Here is a 20,784-nt window from a genome sequence, read left to right as displayed (position 1 = left end):
AGGGCGAGACAAGTACCCTAGTCGCGGCTGCATCTGCTGCGGCCGGACATGCTGGTGCTGTGGGACAAGGGATTCGACAGCATCGCCTTCCGCGCGGCGGCCACCGACACCAGCGCCCAGATCCTGGGCCGGCTCGCCAGCAACCGCCACACCCCGGTCCTCACTCGCCTAGCCAACGGGTCCTACCTGTCGATGATCGGCATCGTGAAAGTGCGGATCATCGACGCACAAATCGCCGCGACCTACACGAACAGTACGTCCTTCACTGGGTCCTATCGACTGGCCACCACTCTGACCGGTGCCCGCCGCTACCCCGCCACCGCGCTGGTGGGCCACTATCACCAGCGATGGGAACACGAATCGGCGTACTACGCGCTCCGCACACGATCATGAACGGGCACAACCTGCGCTCGGGTGACCCGGCAGGCATCGAGCATGTGGTCCCTGCTCACGCCCTGCCAGGCCCTATGTCGACGCCGCCGAGTTCCTCCCAGGGCACCGACCCGGACCGCCGCTGTTTCAGCATCGCGCTCCAAACCACCCGCGACCGGGTGATCCAGGCCACCGGCGTCGTCACCGCGGACAGCGATCGGGACACTCTCCTCGGGACGATCGGCCGCCGGATCCTGAACGGCCTGCTCCCGCCCCTGCGCCAACGGGCCAGCACCCGCAAGGTCAAATCACCGATGCCCCGCTACAGTGTGCGCCACGCCGACGGTCGGCCCGATACCAGCCGCACCTTAACCCGCCTCGACGTCACCGTCCTCGAACCCGTAGATCAGTCACCCACACCTCCCACGGCATCCCGGGACGACCAGCATGTTACCCCTGCCGCGCGGCGCCGACACCGCATCCTGGACTCCTCCAGCAGGACCCCACCCGTCTCTGGCAACCCTGCGAAATCGCCGCGCCGTTCAGCGGTATCACCCTGGAGACCATGTATAGACAACTGAACCGCTGGGCCGCCAGTGGCCTCATCCAAAGGCTCGGCCCCGGTCTCTACGCCGCAACACCATGGCACCCAGCACCACTTGCGTGACCTGTGGAAACGTTAACTACCCGGCCTCGGGGAAAGGCTCATCCTCTTCGTTAAGCGCCCCGCATCTGCTGGCTGCGCACGCTGAGGAAGTGAACGAGACATCACGAGAGAGGCATATCCGGCTCTACTCATGGGTAGTATCTCCAGACACTGCCATGCCGCGGCAGTTTATGTCTTGCGGGTGTCCCAGGCAGCGCAGAGGGGGCGCCTGCCTCACCCGCTCGGGGACCGGGGTGGAGGCCTCTCGCCCACCGTACCCGCGAGCTTTGGAAAGGCCCGTTTCATGCCTGAACTGCAGGTCCACGCCACAGCACTTACGTCGCAATACATCGCCCAGGTGTCGGGTGACCTTGCACGCAACGTCAAGGAGCAGGAACGTGTCAGTGCTGAGATCGATCTGCTGCAGGAGCAGTTGCTTGCCCTGCAGCACGACCACACTGTGCTGGTGAGCGTGCAGGACGCACTCGGCGGCGCGAGTACCGCGAAAGACATCACAGTCGTACCGACCATGGCATCCACCCTGCCCCAGCAAAGCAATCCGCCGAAGATTGAGATCGACACTAGTACAGAGGCGACGACATTTAAGAAGCGCGCCGCGAAGGCCTCTTCAACGAAGTCACCCGAAACGGCCGCTAGGACCACCCTTGTCAACCTGATCCGCAGCCACCTGGAGCAGCAGGATGAGCCGCGTTCTGCTGCTGAAATCTTCGCCGCGCTCATGCAGGCCTATCCTGACCGTGTCGTCAAGGCCACCGTTGTGCGTACCACCCTTGAAGGGTTGGTCGCCAAGAGCCAGGCTCAGCGAAATAAGCAGGGCTCGTCCGTCTTCTACAGCGCAGCGGTCGCCTCAGAGCCCGCTGCGACCAACCTTCATCAGGAGGCAGTGGCAGGCTGACCTTCAGCAGGAGCCGTCATTTCCACCGCTACTGGACTACGGTCCCGCAGGTCCTCAGTCAAACCTCAGTGTCATCAGTGGTCCTCAAGGTCCCGCCACCCGCGTGGACAGCAGCGTTCGAGCAGGACGGCGTGAACTGCGACGCGATTGGCTGTCGAGGCTGCTGGGAACGGTTACAAGTCGCGTTGTTTGCGTGGTCCGTTAGCCTTTACGGCCTGGGCCTACGAAAGCATGCGTGGCTCTCTGACGCGTGGTCTTGCCAGGTGTCGCTGAGTGTGGTTGGTGGTTGTGGATGCTTATGTGGTGAGGTCGGCGCGGGCTTCGGCGCGGGCCAGGATCTGTCCCATGGCCCGCAGGGCGTAGAAGAGCCGGGATTTGACGGTGCCTTGGGGTATTCCGAGTGTGGTGGCGACTTCTTCCAGTGAGTGTTCCATGAGGTATACCCGTCGGACGACGTCGCTCTGCTGGGGCGTGAGTTTGGGGAGGATCTGCTGGACGGTCAGTGCACTGACGATGTGTCCGGAGAAGTCCGTGCTGATGGATACGTGGCTGGGCCAGGAGGGGTCGTAGGCGACTTCCTGTGGTCGGCACTGCCGGCGTCGGTGGAGGTCGATGAGAATGTTCTTGGTGACGGTGATAAGCCATGGCCGGGCGAATGCGGGTTCGGCCGACAGCTTGTCGGCATTGGACCAGGCACGCAGCATCGTCTCCTGCACGATGTCCTCCGCCGTTTGCCGGTCGCCGTCGACGCGCGACAAGAGCAGTGAGGTGAGGTATCGGGCGTTGTCCGCGTACAGCTGCTCGATGAAGGCAGTACGTTGTTGCGGGGTGAGGGGGGGAGCCTCAGCCTCCCCTTTGGCCTCGTCCAGCGCCTCAGGGGCTTCAGCTGAGGGGCTTGTGTTGTGAGGTGGGGCCGTAGTCGTACCGTACGGCGGCGAGGCCGGGACGTCGTAGTTGTGCTGAGGGGGCAACGACGCCAGGCGTACAGAAACTGATGATGCGTACCGGTGGCGATCAACGGTGCACACGTTCGGTGCAAGCGGTACTGCGTGCGCTGCCGTGGTGGGTGCAAGCATGGGGTTCTCGCTTTCGTAGGTGGTGGCGCCGGATTCCCTAACGCGGCTAGGAGGCGGGAGAGGCGCTGCGACCGCATCTCGTCCGTTGCCGCTGCACGGCTCCTGACACACGGCTGATGCAGGCGCCAAGTGCTGAGGTGATGCTGAAGTGAACCAATCGACTCGTCGTGGGACCAACAGCCGAAAACGCAGACTGGGCTCAAGCAACACTGGTTGACGCCACGAGGTACGCAGGATTTGCCGTCTGCTACTGGGTGAGCATGCTGACGGCAGATGTCAACGAGTGGCCGTGTCCGACACCTCCTCAACAGCAAAGACTGACGTCTAAAGGGCTGTCAGTCCGCTGCACGGCGGGCAGGTGAGCCTGAGCGCCTACCAGCATTGGAGAGCAGGGTGCCGGGAGTCGACGAGCGGATCGTGCACAGTGAGGCTGACTGCCCTGCGCGAATTCAGTCCGTAAGGTGCGTCCAGGCGCGAGCAACTATGGTCGCGTGCAGGTGCATCCCGTTTGGGTCTCGAGGGTCCCCGCTCGGTGGTTCGCTGTGTACGAAGCCTCGATCCGACTGTTCACCGAACCGAGTGTGCCGTTCTCTGCAGAACGCGGTGAGTACGGATGCCACGGGCAGGTGTCGCGAGTACCGGTGACGGCCGAGGCGGTCATAAGCCCAGGGTCCAGCGGCGCCACTTGGGCGTCGGAGAAGCAGAGCTCCTGAAGGCATCGCGGCGAGGAGGCCGGCGCATACAACGGCCCGATGGGTGCGGCCGGGCCAGGGGTCGGAGGCGTCACGGTCGTCCGGCGCATGGGTGGGCTAGACGACGTCAGTGGTGCCCAGAGCCCCGAACTGCGGTCAATCCGCGGGCCGACGAGTGGGGTGCCTCGCCGCCGTTTCATGGCACGCTCTGTCTCCCGAAGGGTTTCTTCGATGCGACGGCGTGCAATCAGTCGGTGCGTCCCCTTCACGGCCCCTTGCAGGAGCACGAAGTGAGGAGCCTCGGGCAGCGGGACCCGCAAAGAGCAGCCGGTGGGCACCCGGCGCAGCACGTTGGCTCGTTCCCTGCGTGCACGGCCGGGATCGAGGAGCGTACGCAACCTGTTGACCTGCGTGCGCAACGGGGTGACGGCTCTCGGTGGCCGGCTGTTTATCCGCAGGCTTTCACGCAGGAGCGCATTTACGACAACACGGCCATTCTCGCGCCGCAGACGCAGCAACGACAGGGCTCGCCTCTTGCGAGGTCCTAGGTTCAGGGTCTCAGCGTCCCGCCTGACGTCCAGGGGGCCCAGCAATCGGAATTCCATAGGAGCACCTCCTTCCCACCGGCAACACGATGGCGCAGGGAGGTGCTCAACCAACAGTCTGATCAGTGCTAACTTTGTGCTCACTTTTCTGCTCACCCGCCACGGCAAGACGCGGGGAGACGAGGCTTTACTTCAGCAGGGCATCCTGGTATGGCCTGTCACGCAGCCGGCAGTGGACGAGACGCGGTCAACTGGTCGGAGGCAAGAGGGTGAGGGCAGACCCTTGAGATTTCGTGGACGTCGCGTTCAAGCGTCATCCAGTTTGCCCCTGCGCGTGGATTGCCTTCGCCAAAAGCGCCCGTCCCAATGCGACGCGCGCAGTCGAGTCTCCGGACGGTGACATCCGGGCGTTCCGACGAGATTGGGCCGAGCCGTGGATGCAGCGTTTCGAGACGGGGGGAAGCGCGGGTGCGTCAGGATCATCTTCTGACTGCGGGCGTCTTGGGCAAGGTTCTCGAGGATCACTGAACCTTGAGGTCGTCGGACGGTACTTGTAAGGGGGCCTTGGCGAGGCACTTATTGAACTCGTTTCCCGGTACCTGCGGTGCAGCGTGCTAATGACTTTGGTGTCGACTAGTGGTCGATTTCCTTCGGCGCCTCTGCAGCCGCTTCACCTTGTCTCTGGTGCGCGTCGTGCGCGTAGAAGGTCCACTCTGGCTCTTCGACTCGCCGTGCCGCATGGGCACGACGGCGTCACACCACATCGGGTGTTGTGCCCTGTCTGGGCACCGCACCGGATGCTCGTTCCTACGGTGGGTGCCCAGACGGTCTTATTCGGCGCTCGGGACCTTACTTCGTGACCAGTTCTGGTTCGCGTCACCGCTGCAGCCCCAGACCTTCACCGCGGTGCCGTTAGCATCCTTGGCGTACCAGGCGTCAACACAGTAATCCGAGATCTTGGCCACCAGTTCGTGGTCGGCATTGAGCCGGAACTGCTGAGCCACGTTGCCGTTGCAGCGCGCAAGTTGTACGACCGCTCTCGCTTCGGGAGAGGCGGTGTTCATGCACATGCCCCCTAGGCGCACGGTTCCGTCCTTCTGGAACGTCCAGATCTGCTGGCGAGAGCTATTACAGTCCCATATGTACAGCGGAGTGCCGTCCGCTACGACGTCGACGCTCAGGCACTTTCCGGAGTCGCCGCCCACGATGCGGTACGTCACTGGACTGGCGACCACCGGGGCACTCTTCTTGACGACCGGCTTGGGCTTCTGTGTGGCCGTGGGCACCGGCTTGGCCTCACCAGTCGGCGTCCCGACCAGCTTCTCCCCAAGGGCCTTCTCCTCTACGGGCTTCTTGGTTCCGCCTTTCGGGGTGGGACTCTCGTCCTTGGGTTTGTCAGGCGCGTAAAGTGCGGGGGGTTCCTCGACACGGGTGTCGTCGAGCGGAATGTCCGCGTCAGCGACCGACACGACCTTCTGCTTCTTGTGCTCATCATCCGACGCACCGGTGGCGAAGATGAGCAGTGGGACCGCCGCAAGCACCACTCCTGCCATGGCGGCGGCGGCCAGGAAGGGCTTCTTCGGCTTACCGGAGTCCCCGTCACCGTCCTCGACATCAGCGCCTGCGGGCGCTGCGCTACCTGCAGCGACCGCCACGGGAGCCAGGGTATCGGCCCCCGACGGCGCTTCAGAAGTGATCGTGGCGTTACGGGGTGCCGAACCTTCGCGAACCGCCGATCCCCTCGTGGACGAACCGGTGCCCGACTCACTGTCCTGCCCAGCCGCCGCACGGCTTCCCACACCTGAGTCGGAACGATCCGGGATCGCAGTCGGCCCGGTCCGGGTTTCACCGTTGCCCTCGTCACCGGATACGTCAGAGGCAGCGGCAGCAGCAGCTGGTGCGGCCGGCACTAGCGCCGTTCCGGGGTCCACGGTCATGCCGCGCAAAGTAGCCGCCCGCCCGAGTGCCCCGGACCGTCGCACGGAATCACCCGCCTCCGGCCGCGCCTGCGACCCATCGCCGCCGGTGTTCTCACCGTGGGTGGTCATCAGTTTTTCCTCCAGATCGTCAAGATCAGTGCAGCCGGCGATGCCACGGGCCCCTCCCACTCGGGCAGGGGCGCAGAGGGGATCCGACACCAGCCAACCACCTTTCGGAACCCCTTCGGCCGCGGAGACATCCGCGTCGGTTCAGCCCAGCCGACCCGTCATCCCGGCTGGTCACCCGGCGCCTCACCGGCGCTCGTCGCCCCCTCCCGCTCGTTACCCTGGGAGGCATCAATTGGGGGTGCGTCGTCCTGGGAAACATCGTCCTGGTGGGCATCGCTGCTTTCGGAGCCGTCGACGCTGACGGTGGTCACCGGGCGGGCCAGAGGCGGGACGCGGAGCTCCGGCTCGCCGTCAGTCTCCGCCGACGTCTGATCGCTCCCGGACTCCGATCCGCCCTCAATCTCCTCGCGTATCGCGTCAAGTTCCACCGTCATACTCACCGGACCGGAGGGGTTCAGGTAGAGAAGGTGCCCCTCGGGGATCTTCCCTAGAAGGTCGGGAACAGCGTGCAACTCGTATGCCAGACGCCCAGCGGCATGCAGATAGACGGGGGAGGTGAACACCGGGACGACCGAGGTGCCGTCAGGGGTGGTCGCCGATAGGGGGCCGCCGCCGGGCTGGACGTGCACGGCGACCTCGTGGTCTACAAGAGCCTTGACCACGTCATCGCCCGGACCGTATCCGGTCGCGGCGAGCTGTACCGCAGCGTCCACGTCATCGGCGGGCTCCGGCCAGCCGAGCGCCCGAGGGGAGGGCTGGTATTCCTCGTTGTCCTGCCACTCGGCGATCTCGCCGTCGAGACCGGAGCGCCATCGGCCCACCATGGCCCACTCAGGAGGAGTGCCCTCTCCGTTCCAGGTGGGGTCGACCATGCCCAGCCAGTGATCAGGGGCGAGACGGCCGGCTTCTCGGATCTCGTCGGGGACCGGTGGCATGGTGTCGTCCGCCCCTACGATGAGCTCATCGACGTCGGCTCCCCCGTTGTCCTGAGCCAGTGGCCCGACGGCGACCGGCTCCTCGGAGAGGAGAGTCCATTCACCTGCTTCGATCTTGCTCCCGGTGTCAGCCTCGGCCTCGCTCCCGATGCCGCTCCCGCTCCGTGTCTCGGCCTCGGTCTCGGCGGAAGTCGGGGCAGCAGAGTTGTCGCCGTCCGACGCACCAGATTTGGCAGGGCTTTTCTTGCTCATCGTTTTCCTCGTTCGACAGATGGAAGAGACTGCGCCCCGGACTTCGGCGCTCTGGCGCACAGCTGATTTGCCGTCCGCATATCAGACAGGCAGCGTGCAAAAGCTGACCGGGGGGTAATGAACGGGTATCGCAATTGCAGAGAGTGGGCAGGCCTTCGGCCAGTACTACGAGCCAGGGCTACGTGATATCGGCCTGGCTCGAAGGCACAACACGGACGTACTCCTGCGTTGTGCTCTGTGATCACGTGCGCCCACGCACGTGCCTCAATAGGAACACGTGCCCCCAAGAAGGGAACCCGACAACCGCTGCTGTTCCGGGCCAAGATGGCTCAGCACGTCAGCTCCGGAGTGCCGTCCGTAGCCGTACCTGCTGAGGAGGACCCAGCGACTGCGCCGACGGCAAGCCGCCGAACAGCATCTGCCCACATGGATCAGCCCACGTTGATCCGCTCTGCTATCGCATTCTAGCGACCCGAACCGCCCTCTGGTAATGCCGGTCGTCGACTCTCGTCGGACTCGCGCATCGCTCCGGCTCGCGCGCGTCCCAGCCAAGGTCTGCCCCTCCGATCGGACCTCATCCACGTCTCCACGTCCTCAGCTAGGTCGCAGCCACCAATGGTCGTACATGCGCGGTATGTCGGCGAAGTACTCGGATGGCACCGCTGGTCCGGTGGTATCCATCCGGTTGGCCAGGAAATCGGTGTCGACGAACCCCCGTGCCGCGGCCAGGTAGTCGATGCCGTTCGGTGTGATTTCCACCGCTCTGGGAGTAATCCCGTATAGGACGGGCCACATGAGCAGAAATGGGAAATTGCAGTCCTTCGCGTAGCACGCCTGGGCTCCCATTTGCCACGCGTCCACCACGACGATCCGTTCTGGGTCGTCCGGGTATCCGATGGCGATGAACGCGTGGTCGGTGAAGGGAACGATCGGAGCTGCGGGATCTTCCGACGGATGCATGTTGAGATCTACGTACCAGATCTTGGCGCCAGGCGGGAACGGCAGCGTGTTGGCCAGGCAGAATGCCATGGCCGCGTGCTCGCCGCAGTTACCGACGCCCAACAGCTCAGCTGCCACGGGTGCCTGACCCAGCGCCAGAGCCGGAATGTCCACCGGTTGACGAAGACCCCCATCACGAACCGTGACCAGTAGATCCGCCGATCCACCGCCATGCGCTGCGAGCGCCTGGATCTGGTTCGGTGCTCCGTAGCGAATTCTCCGCTCGTCTCGCCGAGAATCTCCTCTCCGATATCGAGTAGTTGCACACTTGTGAGGCTCTGCCCGTCCGGTCCACCGGCCTCGCCGTATGCCGGCGTTGCGTCGCCTGTCGAGACGTCCGCCATGCTGGCACCGTCTGTACCAGCATCCTCATATCTCACATCGATGATGTCGACATCCATCTCGACATCCATCTCGATGTCCGGCGAAGGTTCGTCGGGCGGTGCCGCGTCAGATGGCGCCGAATGCTGGCTCGAAACTGCGGGCGGATGCCCCGTGTCTGCCGAACGGTCGGGGGTAGCCGGTTCGAAGGCGTAGGCCAGCTCATCTTGTTCGTGGGCCGACCACGCGTCCGAGGCTGGAAGTGCCCGGAATTCCGCCAGCTCCAAATCCAGCACTTGGGGTGGAAGTCGCAGACCCTCAGTCAACGCGGTGTCCATGGGGATTGGCCAGCGCACTGAAGTACCCTGAGCTGCCCTGAGTTTCGTAGCGGCCGGTTGCCATGGTTTCAGGTGGTGTTCGTGGTCGCCTGGGATCCAGGGTCATTGCGCGTTTGGGATTGGTCCGGTTCGCCGGTCCTGTGAGTGACGTGGTGGCATGTCCGTTGTGTGGCAGGGGACCCCGGAGAGCAGAGCAGGCACGGTGCTGGTGATCATGTGGTTGTCGAGACCCATGAGAACCGAGCGAGACCGTGCCGGCCCGAACATCATCGCCCATCCCTTCCGCGCTGGAGCAACTGGGCTCCCCGTCTAATCCCCTCACCTCAAGGGATGTTGCTGACCTGCGGCGTTTCCTGATCCTGGTCGCCGATCCCCGCGATGCGCGAGGTCTGCGGTATCCGGCCCTCGCGTTGCTGTGCGCGGCCGTCTCGGCGGTGCTGACCGGTGCCCGGTCACTGCTCGCGATCAGCGAGTGGATCACGGATGCCCCGCAGCATGTGCTGGGTGTCCTCGGCTTCGCTGCCGATCCGCTCACCGGTCTGCGGCCGGTGCCGCATGCCGCAACCGTGCGCCGACTGCTGCAACGTGTGGACGGTGACGCACTGGACGCGGCGATCAGCGCGTATCTGCAGGCCAGAACGCCGGCCCCGGTCGAGCCGGACGCGCAGGAGCGGCCGGTGCGACGGGTGATCGCGGTCGACGGCAAGGTGGTCCGCGGATCGCGAACCCAGACGGCCGCGGCGATCCACCTGCTGGCGGCGATGGACCACCACGGCGTGGTCCTGGCCCAGCGGCAGGTCGCTTCCAAGAGCAACGAAATTCCCTCCTTCGCACCGTTGCTGGACGGTCTCGAGCTGGAGAACACGGTGGTGACCGCCGACGCCCTGCACACCCAGCACGACCACGGCGCCTATCTGACCCGTCGCGGCGCGTACTACGTGGCCGTTGTGAAGAAGAACCATCCGGGCCTGTATGCCCAGGTGACAGGGCTGCCCTGGAACGACGTCCCGCTCGGGCACCGCACGCGCGACCACGCCCACCACCGCGACGAGGTGCGCCGGCTCAAGGCCGCCGCGTTCAGCCACCTCGACTACCCGGCTGCCCGTCAGGCCATCCAAGTCGTGCGGTGGCGAAGCGACTTGAGCACCCGGAAGCTGACCATCGAGCGCGTATACCTGATCACCAGCCTGAGCGTCTTCGACGCCACCTGCACCGAGCTCGCCACCTGGATCAGAGGACACTGGGGTATCGAGAACCTCCTCCATCACGTCCGGGACCGCACGTTCCGCGAGGACGACTCCAAGGTCCCCACCGGCACCCTGCCCCGCGCCATGGCCTCCCTGCGCAACCTCGCCATCAGCGTCTTCCGCCAGGACGGCCAGACCAACATCGCCGCCGCCCTCCGCCACACCGGCCGCGACCACCACCGGCCCCTACGAGCCCTCGGCATCACGTGACGAACCCAGACAGATCTTGATCATGCAGTGACCCTGGCCTGGGATCGGTGGTGCTGGGCCTCGAATTCTTCGGGTGGGAGGTAGTCGAGGGCCGAGTGAAGGCGTTCGGTGTTGTACCAGCCGATTCACTGGACGATGCAGCGTCATCGCCGCCGAAGAATTCGATTTCTCCATTTGGTCTCACCAGCGAAATCGGGACGCCCAGTTCACGGGCTGCCACGGCGGACAGGACGCGTGCCATCAGCTCTCTGGCGATCGCCACTTCGTCTGCGTACGTCGGGTCAATCAGGAGAAGCCGGAAGCAGTGGACCACATCCAGGTCAACGTCCGCCAATGACAACTCGTTGCCTGCCAGGGCGGCCTGCACCTGCTGCCCGGGCGAGAGCGGCGCACCTGCCTCGAGTAGCAAGTGCATCGGCACCACGGCCTTGCCGTCCAGGGGCGGAGGCGCATAGCAGAGGACATCGGTGTCGGTGACGCGCAGGGAAAGCCAAGCCAACAGGGCTTGAGCTGGGTCGGCGCGAGTCGGCGCGAGGATTTCGAGAGCCTTGGGCGACACTTGACGGAGGGCGGATAGCAACGAGCCGGCGAACTCCCTGCCTGTCTGCGCGGGTTCGTTCTGGCTGAGCGTCAGCACCGCGCCGCCCAGTTCACCTGCAGATGGACGCCGGTCGGAGCCTAGTGTCGGCGCCGTGGTGGTGGAATGCCGCCCAGTCGATTCCTCGTCGAGTTGGGCGTACTGCCCGGCAGGCAAAGCCATGCTGAGAGCTTGTGTGGGGGCCGTGCCTCCGAGGGCCAAGGAGCCCGTATCGCCAGAGACGGATGGGGGGGAGAGGAAGCGCGGGCGGAGCGGACGCACTTCCTTCCACACCTCGATCAGGGCCCGTCCGGGGGCAGCGGGCGCGTGGAGATAAGAGACGCCTTCTGCGTCGGCGTCGGTCACAGTCAGACCCTCGAGGCTACCGTGAATGACCGTGCGGCGGCCGGTTCGGTCCGCAATGGCGTGGGCCAGAGCCTCCCGCCCAGCGGGGTCCCCTGAGACCAGGAGCACTACGAGAGCCGACAGGGGCGGGAGCTTGGGGTCTGTGGTGAGAAGCTCAGCAACGTCGTCAATCGGCACCCGGTGCCGCACCCCGCCCGGTTCTACCATGTCGACATAGTCGGGGCCGACCTCGGCAATCACGAAATAGCGGGCTTTCATCCCCGCGCCTGCAGACAGGTGCAGTTTGTTAATCGGCCGACCGGTGAAGTTGCGGCCCCAGGCGTTGCTAGCAGTGCTTTGGACGAAGGTTGCGTCGGCAAGCAGTTGGGTGGTGGTTTCTAGATCGTGGGCGGCCCAGGCAGCGGGTCCGGTTCCGGTACGACCCACGGCCATAGCGTGTGCCACCAGAATCCGGGCGGTGTCTCGCCGGGCTGGGGTCACTGGTTGTGTGCCGTCCAGGTGGAGCACGTATCTTACGAGGTCGTCCGTGGGCCCGCCCCAGGCGTCAATGGCAACCTGGGCGCGTACCAGTGACCAAAAAGCCAGGGCGCGCCGGTCATCGTCAGTGGCCGGTTCGATCGCGGGCCCGCTGACCTGTTTGGCGGAGCTCAAATTGCGCAGGACGGCACTCGTCGCGGCTGCGCTGGAGTGGGCCCATACCTGACGGAGGCCCTGGACCGCTGGGAGGGGCAGGTGCGCGGTGAGCTGGAAAACTCGTGAGGTGTCCTGAGCCCACTGCCAGGCGCCTGCAAGCAACAAGCGGTGGTCGTCGGCATCGGCGTCGGCCGCAGGTGTCGGCTGGCCGGTGGATTGGCGCAGGCGTTGTGCGGCGTATTGGAAGAAGGCAAGGGTGAAAGGGCCCGTTCCGTCGAAGGCGGGGTCTGCCTGACGGAGTCGTTCCAGGGCTCCGATACCGGCCACGAGGTGCAGGTCGAGTTCGGCAGCGGGGCCGAAAACGTGCCGCAGAGCCCGTACCAATCGCGCTGCCTGACTGACAATGTGCTGCGGGAGCGGGCCGGGGCCGGCAGTGAGGCCCATGGTGCGTGCCAGCGCACCTAGCGCCTCACCCCCAGGTATCGGCCGGAACTCCTGCCACTGCCCGAACTCGCCGCGCTCGCCGACCTTGAGGAACGAGTACGATTCCGTGACGGTGTTTACAACCCCGGTGCTATGGGCCGTAGCGTACGCCGGACCGGCGAGATTGTCGGCAATTACCTGCCCTCCCGCACCGGCGCCGAGTGCGTCCACCGCTTCCTTCGGCACGGCGCCCAAGCGGCAGCGCTGGACCAGCACTCTCGGTTCCTTGCCTTCCGACGCCCGCTGCCGCATCCGTGTCAGACTGGGACGTCGCCTAAGGTAGCCGCCTGCCGAGCTGGGGGTTCCCCAGAGCCTTCTTGGCTTGCCGTCTACCTGGGCCCACCACCACACACGACCGTACTCGTCCCCGTGTCCCGCGAAGACGTACAGCTCTACGCCGCTGGGAAGGCTCGCCCACGGCGCAGGATCCAAGCCGACCAGGGCCCCGTCCCTCCCGGGAGCCGGGTCGTGGTGGTAGACGAACCGTGCGGACGGCAGCCAACGGTACCTCTCCTGCCGATGTGTCCATTCTTTCTCGGTGTACGAGGCTCGGCCGATCGACTCGTGCGTTTCTGGGCTGATGATCGGGAACGTTAGAAGACTCCGGTCGGGCACCCAGTACGCGTTGCCCTCGTCGTCGTAGAGCCACTGGCCTCTGTTCTCCGCGACGGCGTCTGCCGGCGGCAAGAGGCCTGGAGGGCTGACTGACCACTGCCCCAAAGGCACGTACTCCGGGGGCACTGCGACCCGGGCCAAGTGCCCGGGGTAGCCGGATGTCTCCGACAGGTGACCAGTGGCGGTCCATACTGGCACGCCCAGCGCGTCGGCCAGGGACCGCGCGAGCACCAGCTCTAGGTTGAGGTGCGCCGCGCCGGGCCCCACGACGGCCAGGAGCACAGAGGCACCAGCGGGGCGGCCAGGGTCACGACGTACCAACTCCACGAACGTCGCGAAACTCACGTGGCGGCCTTGCACCTCGAGGTGGTTCCTGCCCCCCACGACGTGGTATGCCCAGGCATCGCCGGGCCACGGCGCATCGGTCGTGCTGCCCTCCACAGCCTCAGGTCGGCCGTCGCTGTCAGGCCTGACCACTGAGACTTGGCTCAGGTCCAGGCTGCGCGACGGTCCACCCGACCACCGCCGTCCGCGGAGCCGGCCTTCCGCATCTTCTAGCCGCGACCCTTCCCAGAAGGAGGTCGTCTGTGGGGCCCCGCCTCGCAGGCCGGCTGGCCGACCGGAGAGGAGTGTCTGCGCGATAGCCTCCCCACGTTGCCGAAGCGTGCCTCTCTGCAGGTGAGAGGGCAGCTCGTCGTGCAGCCGCTCCAGCGTCTCGGGATCCACGGGGCCATGGGTCGGGGCCAACGCCAGCAATTCTCGGACCACCTCTGTGCGGAGCAGCGCAATGTCCTGGGAGAGGGCCGACTCCCGCTGGGGCGATACTTCGGCCACTTCGGCGATGAATGTCTGGAGAAGTACCTGCGATGGTTTGCTCTTTGCGAGCAGGCTGAAATCGCCGTGGTCCTCGGACTTGGCACCGATATAGCCGGGAAGGTTTCCCTCGCCGTCAGATGCCGTGGGAAACTGCTGACCCCTGAAGCTCCTGTTGTTTCGAATGGCGTCGAGACTTTCTCCTTGCGAGGCCAGCGCCAAGTACTGCGGGGTAAACAGCAGCTTATGGGCACCGGGCTTTAGCAGGAACTTTAGGACCGCCTTTTCTTTCCTGTCCTGGTCGGTTCCCTTGCGGTAATAGTACAGGGCCTGCTTCTCATCGCCCAAGTGCCCCTTCACGGGGATTGCCTCGACCATCGTGTTCTTGTTGAACTCCAGGCCCAATTGTGCAGCAGGGACGTTCTTCATCCATTCATCGGAGGCTGGTTTCTTTGCGGCATACCATTGAAGTATCTGGTCAGCCTCGTCCCTCGGCATAGTTCTGAAGAGGGCCAACTGATCGCCCGAAGAACTTTGCAAGGCTGTCAACAGGTCAGGGATCACCTCCCCCAATACTTGGTCGAGGATCCTGGGACTGCTCTTGGGTGCACGTCTGCCAGACTGACCCTGCCTCTTCTTTTTGTTCTTCTCCGCCTTCGCCTTCTTGGCGGAGTTCTTGTTCTCCCCGTTCCAGTACTGGGTGGTTAGAATGCTCTGCACATTCGCTTTCCCCTGCGTCCGTTGCGCCGCCCAGGCAACGGGGGAATTCTGCACCTCATCGTCCGTGACGACGTCATCCACGATCAGGTCAGAGTCTGTTCCGGCTTTTTCCTCGACGGGTGGGTTCGGCGGGTCCGAAAAGCTGGCAACCCATTCCGGGCTTTGAACACTGTGTGAGTAACCGCTGAACCCCGGCGGCTGCGCAGGACTCGACACATTCCAATTCTGCGGCGCTGGGTAGTTCGCGGCGCGCCCAGGACCTGAGACCAACTCGGGCGCGAGTTCCGGCACGGCGGCAGAGCTGCCATCAAGGGGGCGATAGACGTGCTCGGGCACCGCGGCAGTGAGGTTTTCGCGTTCTAGTCCTCGGGTCCTGTCGGGCCCGTCGCTGAGGGGAGCGGGGGCCCTCGAAGGGTCGTCGGTGGAGCGGTGCGGATTGCTGTTCGAGGTAATCGACTGGGTCGGTGTGAGGAAGGGGCTTGTCTGGTTGAAGTCGGCTGTCGACGTGCTCTGCGGCGGGGGGGCGGAGTCGTGGGGGTGGTGAACCCGCCAGGTCTCGCTGGTGGTGCCCGAGCCTGGGTCCAAGTGCTGCGTCAGTGCGATGACTGGGCGTCCCAGCTCCTTGGCCAGCAGGACCGCCGTGGGGACGATGCCCAAGCCGGCGTTGCTTTCGGTGCCCGGCAGGTTGAGGATTGCCGGTCCTGTCCCGGGCAGCCCTGCATGTCTCAGCGTCTGCGTCAGGAGCTTGATTTCGACGGGGGTGGTCTGCCGAAGCCCCTCCGGCACGTCCACCATGAACGCCTTGGTGTCCCCAAGGCTCCGGACCACTTTCTCAAGGCCTGACAGGTCCGGAAGGCCCCGCGCTTTCTGGAACTCGGCAGTCGGCCGAAGGGAGACGGCGCCCTCGAAGAAGGCCCCGTAGAGGTACGGCCTGCGCACGACGTCGATGACCGCGGTCCGACGGTTGTCCAACGGTGTGGCACCGTGCTGCGGTGCGGCCCCTGTGTAGCCGAGCTTGATGGATACGATTTTGATGCTTTCTAGAAGCGGAATGGTCGGACGCAGGCTTCCAGATTCCAATCCCTCGTTCAGGTCATCGAGTTGTCGCTCTAGCTCTTCTCTGAACATCGCCTTGACGCTGCGGGCCCGCTGCTCACCGGCTTTCATGCCGGTGAGCTTTGAATTTCCGAATCCGGTGATGTAGACCTCGGGCATGGGGGAACCAATTCGGTGGTTGCGCACCGCCTCTTCGGCGATTTCTCTGGCGGCCTTCCGTATTTCGTCCTGGGCTTCGGTGGTGAGGGTCTTCTTCCCCTCGCCGAAGCTGATGACTTGCTGCCATGGACGACTCGATGCGGACTCGGACGCAAAAGCCGTGGGGCTCTGCGACGTGACCGGATTCTGCACGACGAGCGCGGGTGTTAGGTGGCTGAACTTTGACAGCAATTCCGACTGGCCGTTGCGCGGCGAGTCCGTGGTGGCCCTCTCGCTTCGCTCGGTTGTCGAGGTCGCGTCCGGGCCAGTCGGCCTGGGAAGGTTCCACCAAGCGCGGAGGGTACTGAAGTAGGTCTTGACGGCCTCGACGGCCTCGACGGATTCCGGCGCCGGGAAATTTGTCAGGACGCTGACACCTGCCACGATCGCTTGAAACTCCTGCGGCAAGCCGTTCACGGGGAAGAGGATCTCATCCCGCACGATGCCGGAGACCTGGGCAACTAGAGCGTCGAAGGCGTGGACTCCCTTAGCCCTAATGATGTTCTTGGCCGTTTGGTAGGAGTCACGCACAGGGCCCGTGACCTGACCGATTTCTTGATGGAACGATATCGCGGAAGCTTCCGTACTGCTCGCGATGGCGACTGCCTTACGGGGCCAGGCCAGGGTCAGTGCGCCATTCGCTCCGATTCCCGGCAAGTAGTCGACGTTGAGCTCCCACCTTCCAGTCTGCAGGTTCTTCACTTGGCTCAAGGACCCGCCGATGCCGATGACCGGGGCTTCCCAGAAGTCGGCCAGCTCATCGGCGAACGAGTCCCCCCACACGTCGGGGCTCTCGTCGTGACCAGACCTGATCAGTTTTTTGACGCCGGAGCCGTCTACCGCGAGGAACAGCGGAGCCTTCTTCGGCACCCGGTCTTCCAGCCAGTTGGCCAGGTCCTTCGGACTCAAAAGGGTCCTGGTCTCTTCTCCGTCCTTCTTGGCGTAGAGCTCTACCTTGTTTCCGACGCGCCGCCCGAGGACGACATAAGGCTTTCCGCCGAGTTGGGCAACCATTTTCTTGGTACTGGCTTCGGACATTGTTAGGGCGTATCCGTGCCGCAGTTGTAGACTTTCACCTGCCTTCCGCAGTGAGACTCCGCCGGCGAACTGGGAAGGATCTCTGATCGTCACTGTCTCCCGGCCACTGAGATCCGAATTGTCTACGACAGGGGGGGAGAACTGTTTCAGGGCATAGGAAGCGCCGTTCCGCGGTGCCAACACGCCAAATTTCCCCTGCGAGGCGCCCACGATCTTGTAGGGGCTGGCCCACACGTTCACCTGGTCGGCGGGAAGCTTCGCGGCGGCTTCCTCGGCGAACGAGGCATCGGTCAGGTCTTCGTTGCCGACATTGCATGAACAGAACAGGACGTTCAGCTTTTCTCCCCTGCCCTCGGCCATCTTCAGCGCCTTGGCATAAGCATCGGTCTTCATGACTGTTTCGACCATGTGGGCAGGGGTGAGTGTGACGATATTTGTCGTCTCTGGCGACTCATTGCTTTGACGGGAGTGGTTCTTCAGGCCGAAGGTTGCGTGGTCCGGTGCACCATGCCCACCGATGACGAGGGTGGGCTTCCCAGCCAGCCCTTCAGGTAGCGGGAATGTGTTGCTGCCGTAGAGGTTGTACCGGCCGTCGGCGGACTGCTCATAGTGGTGGAAAACGCCGTTCTCACTAAGATCGAGTTCCTTGATCCACTTTTTCCACATCGCTTGTTCGTCGGAAGGAAAGCTGATCAGCGCCACTACGTTGGCGCTGCCGGTCTTCACCTGGACAAAGTCGAAGGCTTTTGGTCCCGCCGAGCCGAATACCTCACCGCCAACTTTGGCGGTGAGTGTCTCGGAGAGCTGCTGACCAGCAGCGAGCCTGGTCATGTGGGCTGCCCGGTCGATCTCCGGGCGCGGCGGCCCCTCAGCATCCGGGGACTCCGGAGTATCCGCGGAGGAGTCCGTGGCACCAGAGTTACTGTCCATCCGGGAGAACTCGCGGTCGTTCTCGGCATCAGGGGCGGCCGGGCCCTCAGCGCGGTGAGGCTCGAAACCATCGACCTCATGAGGATCGCCAGCATCATCGCCACTCGGCGAGTTCCAGTCCATGGTGGGGTGTTCGGGCACCGCGTCGGGGAAGAGCCCTCGTTCCAGTCCTCGGGCCCTGTCAGGTGCTGTGTTCGAGCCGCTGGTGGGACCGTTGGTCTTCTTTGTCGCCGGCTTGTTGTCCCGGGTGCGGTGCGCAGCCGAGGGCAGCTTGCGGGGGCGGAAAGTGTGCCAGGTGGTGGCGTTGCCGTCGGCGCCGTGGTTCAGGGTGAGCTGCGGGGCCGCTTCGCCCTCGTGCTGTGTGAACGACACATCGCCGGTGGGCGCGTTGACCGCAAAGCCAGAAACGTCCGCCACGATCTGGGCGTCGATCTCGCGGCGGCCCTCGCGGTCGAACTCCGCTCCAGCCTTGCAGGACATAAGAGTGATTTGCCGGAAACCAGACAAGTCATCCTTGCGGAACCGCAGATACTGGCCCAGTTCCTCAGCGCTCCAGACCACACTGCGCCCGTCCGGCCGGACGACGCGGAACCCCCTGTGATCATGGTGAAGCGCTACGAAGAAGGACTTTCCGAACCCTTCCGGAAGATGCTGCCAAGCCCAGGCCAGTTCCCTTCCCACCCGATACCACCCCGCAAATCGAGTTTCGGAAGCGAGCTCCCTGTAAACCTTGCGCCTTTGCACGTCCTTGGCGTTGAAGGAGAACTCACCGATGCGTTTGCCGCCGCAGTCTCTGATCTCCTGCACGACAAGCTCGGAAGCGTCCCACCGGTACTTCGTCCGCCGGGCACCGGACGGGTTCGGCGTCGCAGCGGACGGCACCCCGGTTCCGGGCTTCAGGAGGCCCGTCGCGCTCGGCCGGCGCGATGCCCCCCGACCAGCAGCGCCGCTTCTCGCCTCGGTGGACGGGACGCCGCTCTGCGTGCTGCGCTCTGCCGGGCTTGCGACCGGCTCCACGACGACGCGGGGCGCCGCGCTCTGCACAGAGGGCCTGGCATTGCCGGGGACGGTCCGCGCGGTCGGCCGACCATCGATGCTGGCCTCGCCGCTGGTCGTGGGCGTCCGGCCGAAAAGACGGCCGTCCGACGACTGAGGGGCCGAGGTCGAGGTAGGGGTTGGGGTCGAAGTCGCGGGCGCTGCCCCCGAAGTCGGGGCTGGCTGGGTCCGGGTAGACGTCGGCGTGGAGGTGGTTTTCGTGGCCGGAGTATCGATCCTGCCGGCCTCCGCCACCACGGACGGGAGCTGGGACGGGCCCGGAGCAGTGGCGCCAGGCTGCGTGGGCGGCAACACCTGGGGCTGTCTGGTCGAGAAATCGCCCTGCTCGCGCGTCGTGGATGTGCCGAGATCGACCGAGGTGAACAACGGGCCGTTAAAGGGCGGCGCGGAGGACGTCGTCTCGGGTGCGTGGCCGTGCGGCTGATCCTGGGACTGCGTGACCGTGTCCGACCTCGTGGCCGTGTCCACGCGCTGGCTGACCCGGGGGCCGGTCCGCACTTCGCCGGACAGCTCCCGACCGGCCGTCGGCCGACCGTCCCGCAGGGTGCTCCCGGACGTGGCGTGATCCGTACGGGACTGCGTCCTGCCCGTGTCCAGCGAGGGGTCGACGGCTTCAGACCGCGTCGGCGTCATCAAGTCGTCAGGGGCCGTGAGCGCCCTCTCATCGAGTGTCTCCGTTCCCTTCGGCACGAAACCGGTCTCATCGGGCGACATTTCGGCCCGCTCGATGGGCATCTGGTCAGGGATCTGGCTGTAGCGGTCGTAGTTCCCGCCCAGGGCGTTCGTCCCTGTGGGCAGGATCGAACCGGTGAACCCACTGGTTGTACCGAGCGGCAACTCCACATTGCCCGTCGGCACATGCCCGTCGCCACGCAGCGAACCCGGTCGGCTCTCCAGACCGGTGTCCTCAAGTCTATGGGGAACGTCATCGGTGTCGGTGTTGGTGCCGTCGCTGTAGTTGCTGATGTAGCTGAAGACCGACGCGGAGTCACTTGAGTCACTATCTCCACTGAAGACCGACGAGGCATCACCGTCGCTGTGGACCTCGTTGAAGACGCTGCCGAAGCTGAAGCCACTGACATCGCTGTAGAGCGATATGTTGTCGTCCAAGCCGGTGACGTCGCTGACAGCGTCGGCGAAGTCCAGCGGGATGTCCCCAGCAACGTCGAAGATCGACCCCGTGACGCCCACGTCGCTGCGAATCGATGTTGTGTCGCCGACACCGCTGAAGACCGTCGGATCGTCCGGCACATCCGGCGCGTCAGGAACGGAGACGTCCTGATGCGGTCCCTGCGGTACAAGGAGTTGAACGCCGGCCAGCCCGGGCGACACTGTAACGGGGCGGTCCATGACGGGCGGACCAGCCATACTTCCGGTTGCCAGAGGGTGGTTGTTGTTGTCCCGGACCGCACCTGGCGCTTGAAGGACACCCAGCTTCTCGCGGCCGACCTTGTCCTGCGCTGAAGTCTTCTGGGAGAACTGCTCGTACAGCCCAAGGCCGGCCGCACCCACTACGATCTCCGCACCGCCGGTCAACGCGCCGCTCACACCCGACATCCAGAATTCCTGCCAGCTGAGCGCGAACCTCCCCTCGAACGTCAGCTTGACCAGGCCCGAGGCAAACATCTCGGCCTGACCCTCGTTCACAAAAGCGAACGGAACTTCCGAGCCTTCCTTCAGCCAGTGATTGTCCTTGAAATGC

8 protein-coding genes are annotated in these 20,784 nt (G+C 64.7%); 3 read left to right on the top strand and 5 right to left on the bottom strand.

The genetic code is table 11. The features are described from left to right. Positions 1-48: 48 nt before the first annotated feature. Positions 49-393 (top strand): hypothetical protein, encoded by a 345-nt coding sequence (locus tag ACIOEW_RS39835; protein ID WP_401970348.1) that lies wholly within the window; start codon positions 49-51, stop codon positions 391-393. A 929-nt stretch (positions 394-1,322) separates the two neighbouring features. Beyond that, the gene (locus ACIOEW_RS39830; RefSeq protein ID WP_401970345.1) at positions 1,323-1,934 is read left to right on the top strand and encodes a hypothetical protein; all 612 of its coding nucleotides are present in this window, start codon (positions 1,323-1,325) and stop codon (positions 1,932-1,934) included. A gap of 296 nt (positions 1,935-2,230) precedes the next feature. On the opposite strand, the gene ACIOEW_RS39825 is transcribed toward ACIOEW_RS39830, so the two are convergent. From ACIOEW_RS39825 to ACIOEW_RS39810, 4 genes are all read right to left on the bottom strand, one after another. Further along, entirely contained in the window at positions 2,231-3,010 is a 780-nt protein-coding gene (locus ACIOEW_RS39825) for a sigma-70 family RNA polymerase sigma factor (RefSeq protein WP_401970344.1), read from the bottom strand. Between the two features lie 2,067 nt (positions 3,011-5,077). Further along, positions 5,078-5,902 carry an RICIN domain-containing protein gene (locus ACIOEW_RS39820; RefSeq protein ID WP_401970342.1) on the bottom strand — a complete coding sequence of 275 codons (825 nt, stop codon included), beginning with the start codon at positions 5,900-5,902 and terminating at the stop codon, positions 5,078-5,080. A gap of 551 nt (positions 5,903-6,453) precedes the next feature. After that, positions 6,454-7,482: a type VII secretion system-associated protein gene (locus tag ACIOEW_RS39815; protein WP_401970340.1), complete on the bottom strand. Its 1,029-nt coding sequence runs from the start codon at positions 7,480-7,482 to the stop codon at positions 6,454-6,456. A 594-nt stretch (positions 7,483-8,076) separates the two neighbouring features. Further along, positions 8,077-8,595 (bottom strand): hypothetical protein, encoded by a 519-nt coding sequence (locus ACIOEW_RS39810; RefSeq protein WP_401970337.1) that lies wholly within the window; start codon positions 8,593-8,595, stop codon positions 8,077-8,079. Positions 8,596-9,391: 796 nt separating this feature from the next. Between ACIOEW_RS39810 and ACIOEW_RS39805 the strand changes: the two genes are divergently transcribed. Beyond that, positions 9,392-10,597: an ISAs1 family transposase gene (locus tag ACIOEW_RS39805; RefSeq protein ID WP_401970335.1), complete on the top strand. Its 1,206-nt coding sequence runs from the start codon at positions 9,392-9,394 to the stop codon at positions 10,595-10,597. Here ACIOEW_RS39805 and ACIOEW_RS39800 read toward each other — a convergent pair. Continuing rightward, the gene (locus ACIOEW_RS39800; RefSeq protein ID WP_401970333.1) at positions 10,590-20,729 is read right to left on the bottom strand and encodes a lonely Cys domain-containing protein; all 10,140 of its coding nucleotides are present in this window, start codon (positions 20,727-20,729) and stop codon (positions 10,590-10,592) included. The two genes, ACIOEW_RS39805 and ACIOEW_RS39800, sit on opposite strands and share 8 nt — an antisense overlap. Between the last annotated feature and the right edge of the window lie 55 nt (positions 20,730-20,784).

The organism is Streptomyces sp. NPDC087901 (assembly GCF_044742205.1).
GTDB lineage: Bacteria > Actinomycetota > Actinomycetes > Streptomycetales > Streptomycetaceae > Streptomyces.
The sequence above is the reverse complement of the archived record's forward strand: the minus strand, read 5'-3'. Positions and strand labels throughout refer to the sequence as shown.

Coding starts and splice junctions, on each gene's coding strand:
- ACIOEW_RS39835 (WP_401970348.1), top strand. CDS start 49: ATGCTGGTGCTGTGGGACAAGGGATTCGACAGCATCGCCTTCCGCGCG.
- ACIOEW_RS39830 (WP_401970345.1), top strand. CDS start 1,323: ATGCCTGAACTGCAGGTCCACGCCACAGCACTTACGTCGCAATACATC.
- ACIOEW_RS39825 (WP_401970344.1), bottom strand. CDS start 3,010: ATGCTTGCACCCACCACGGCAGCGCACGCAGTACCGCTTGCACCGAAC.
- ACIOEW_RS39815 (WP_401970340.1), bottom strand. CDS start 7,482: ATGAGCAAGAAAAGCCCTGCCAAATCTGGTGCGTCGGACGGCGACAAC.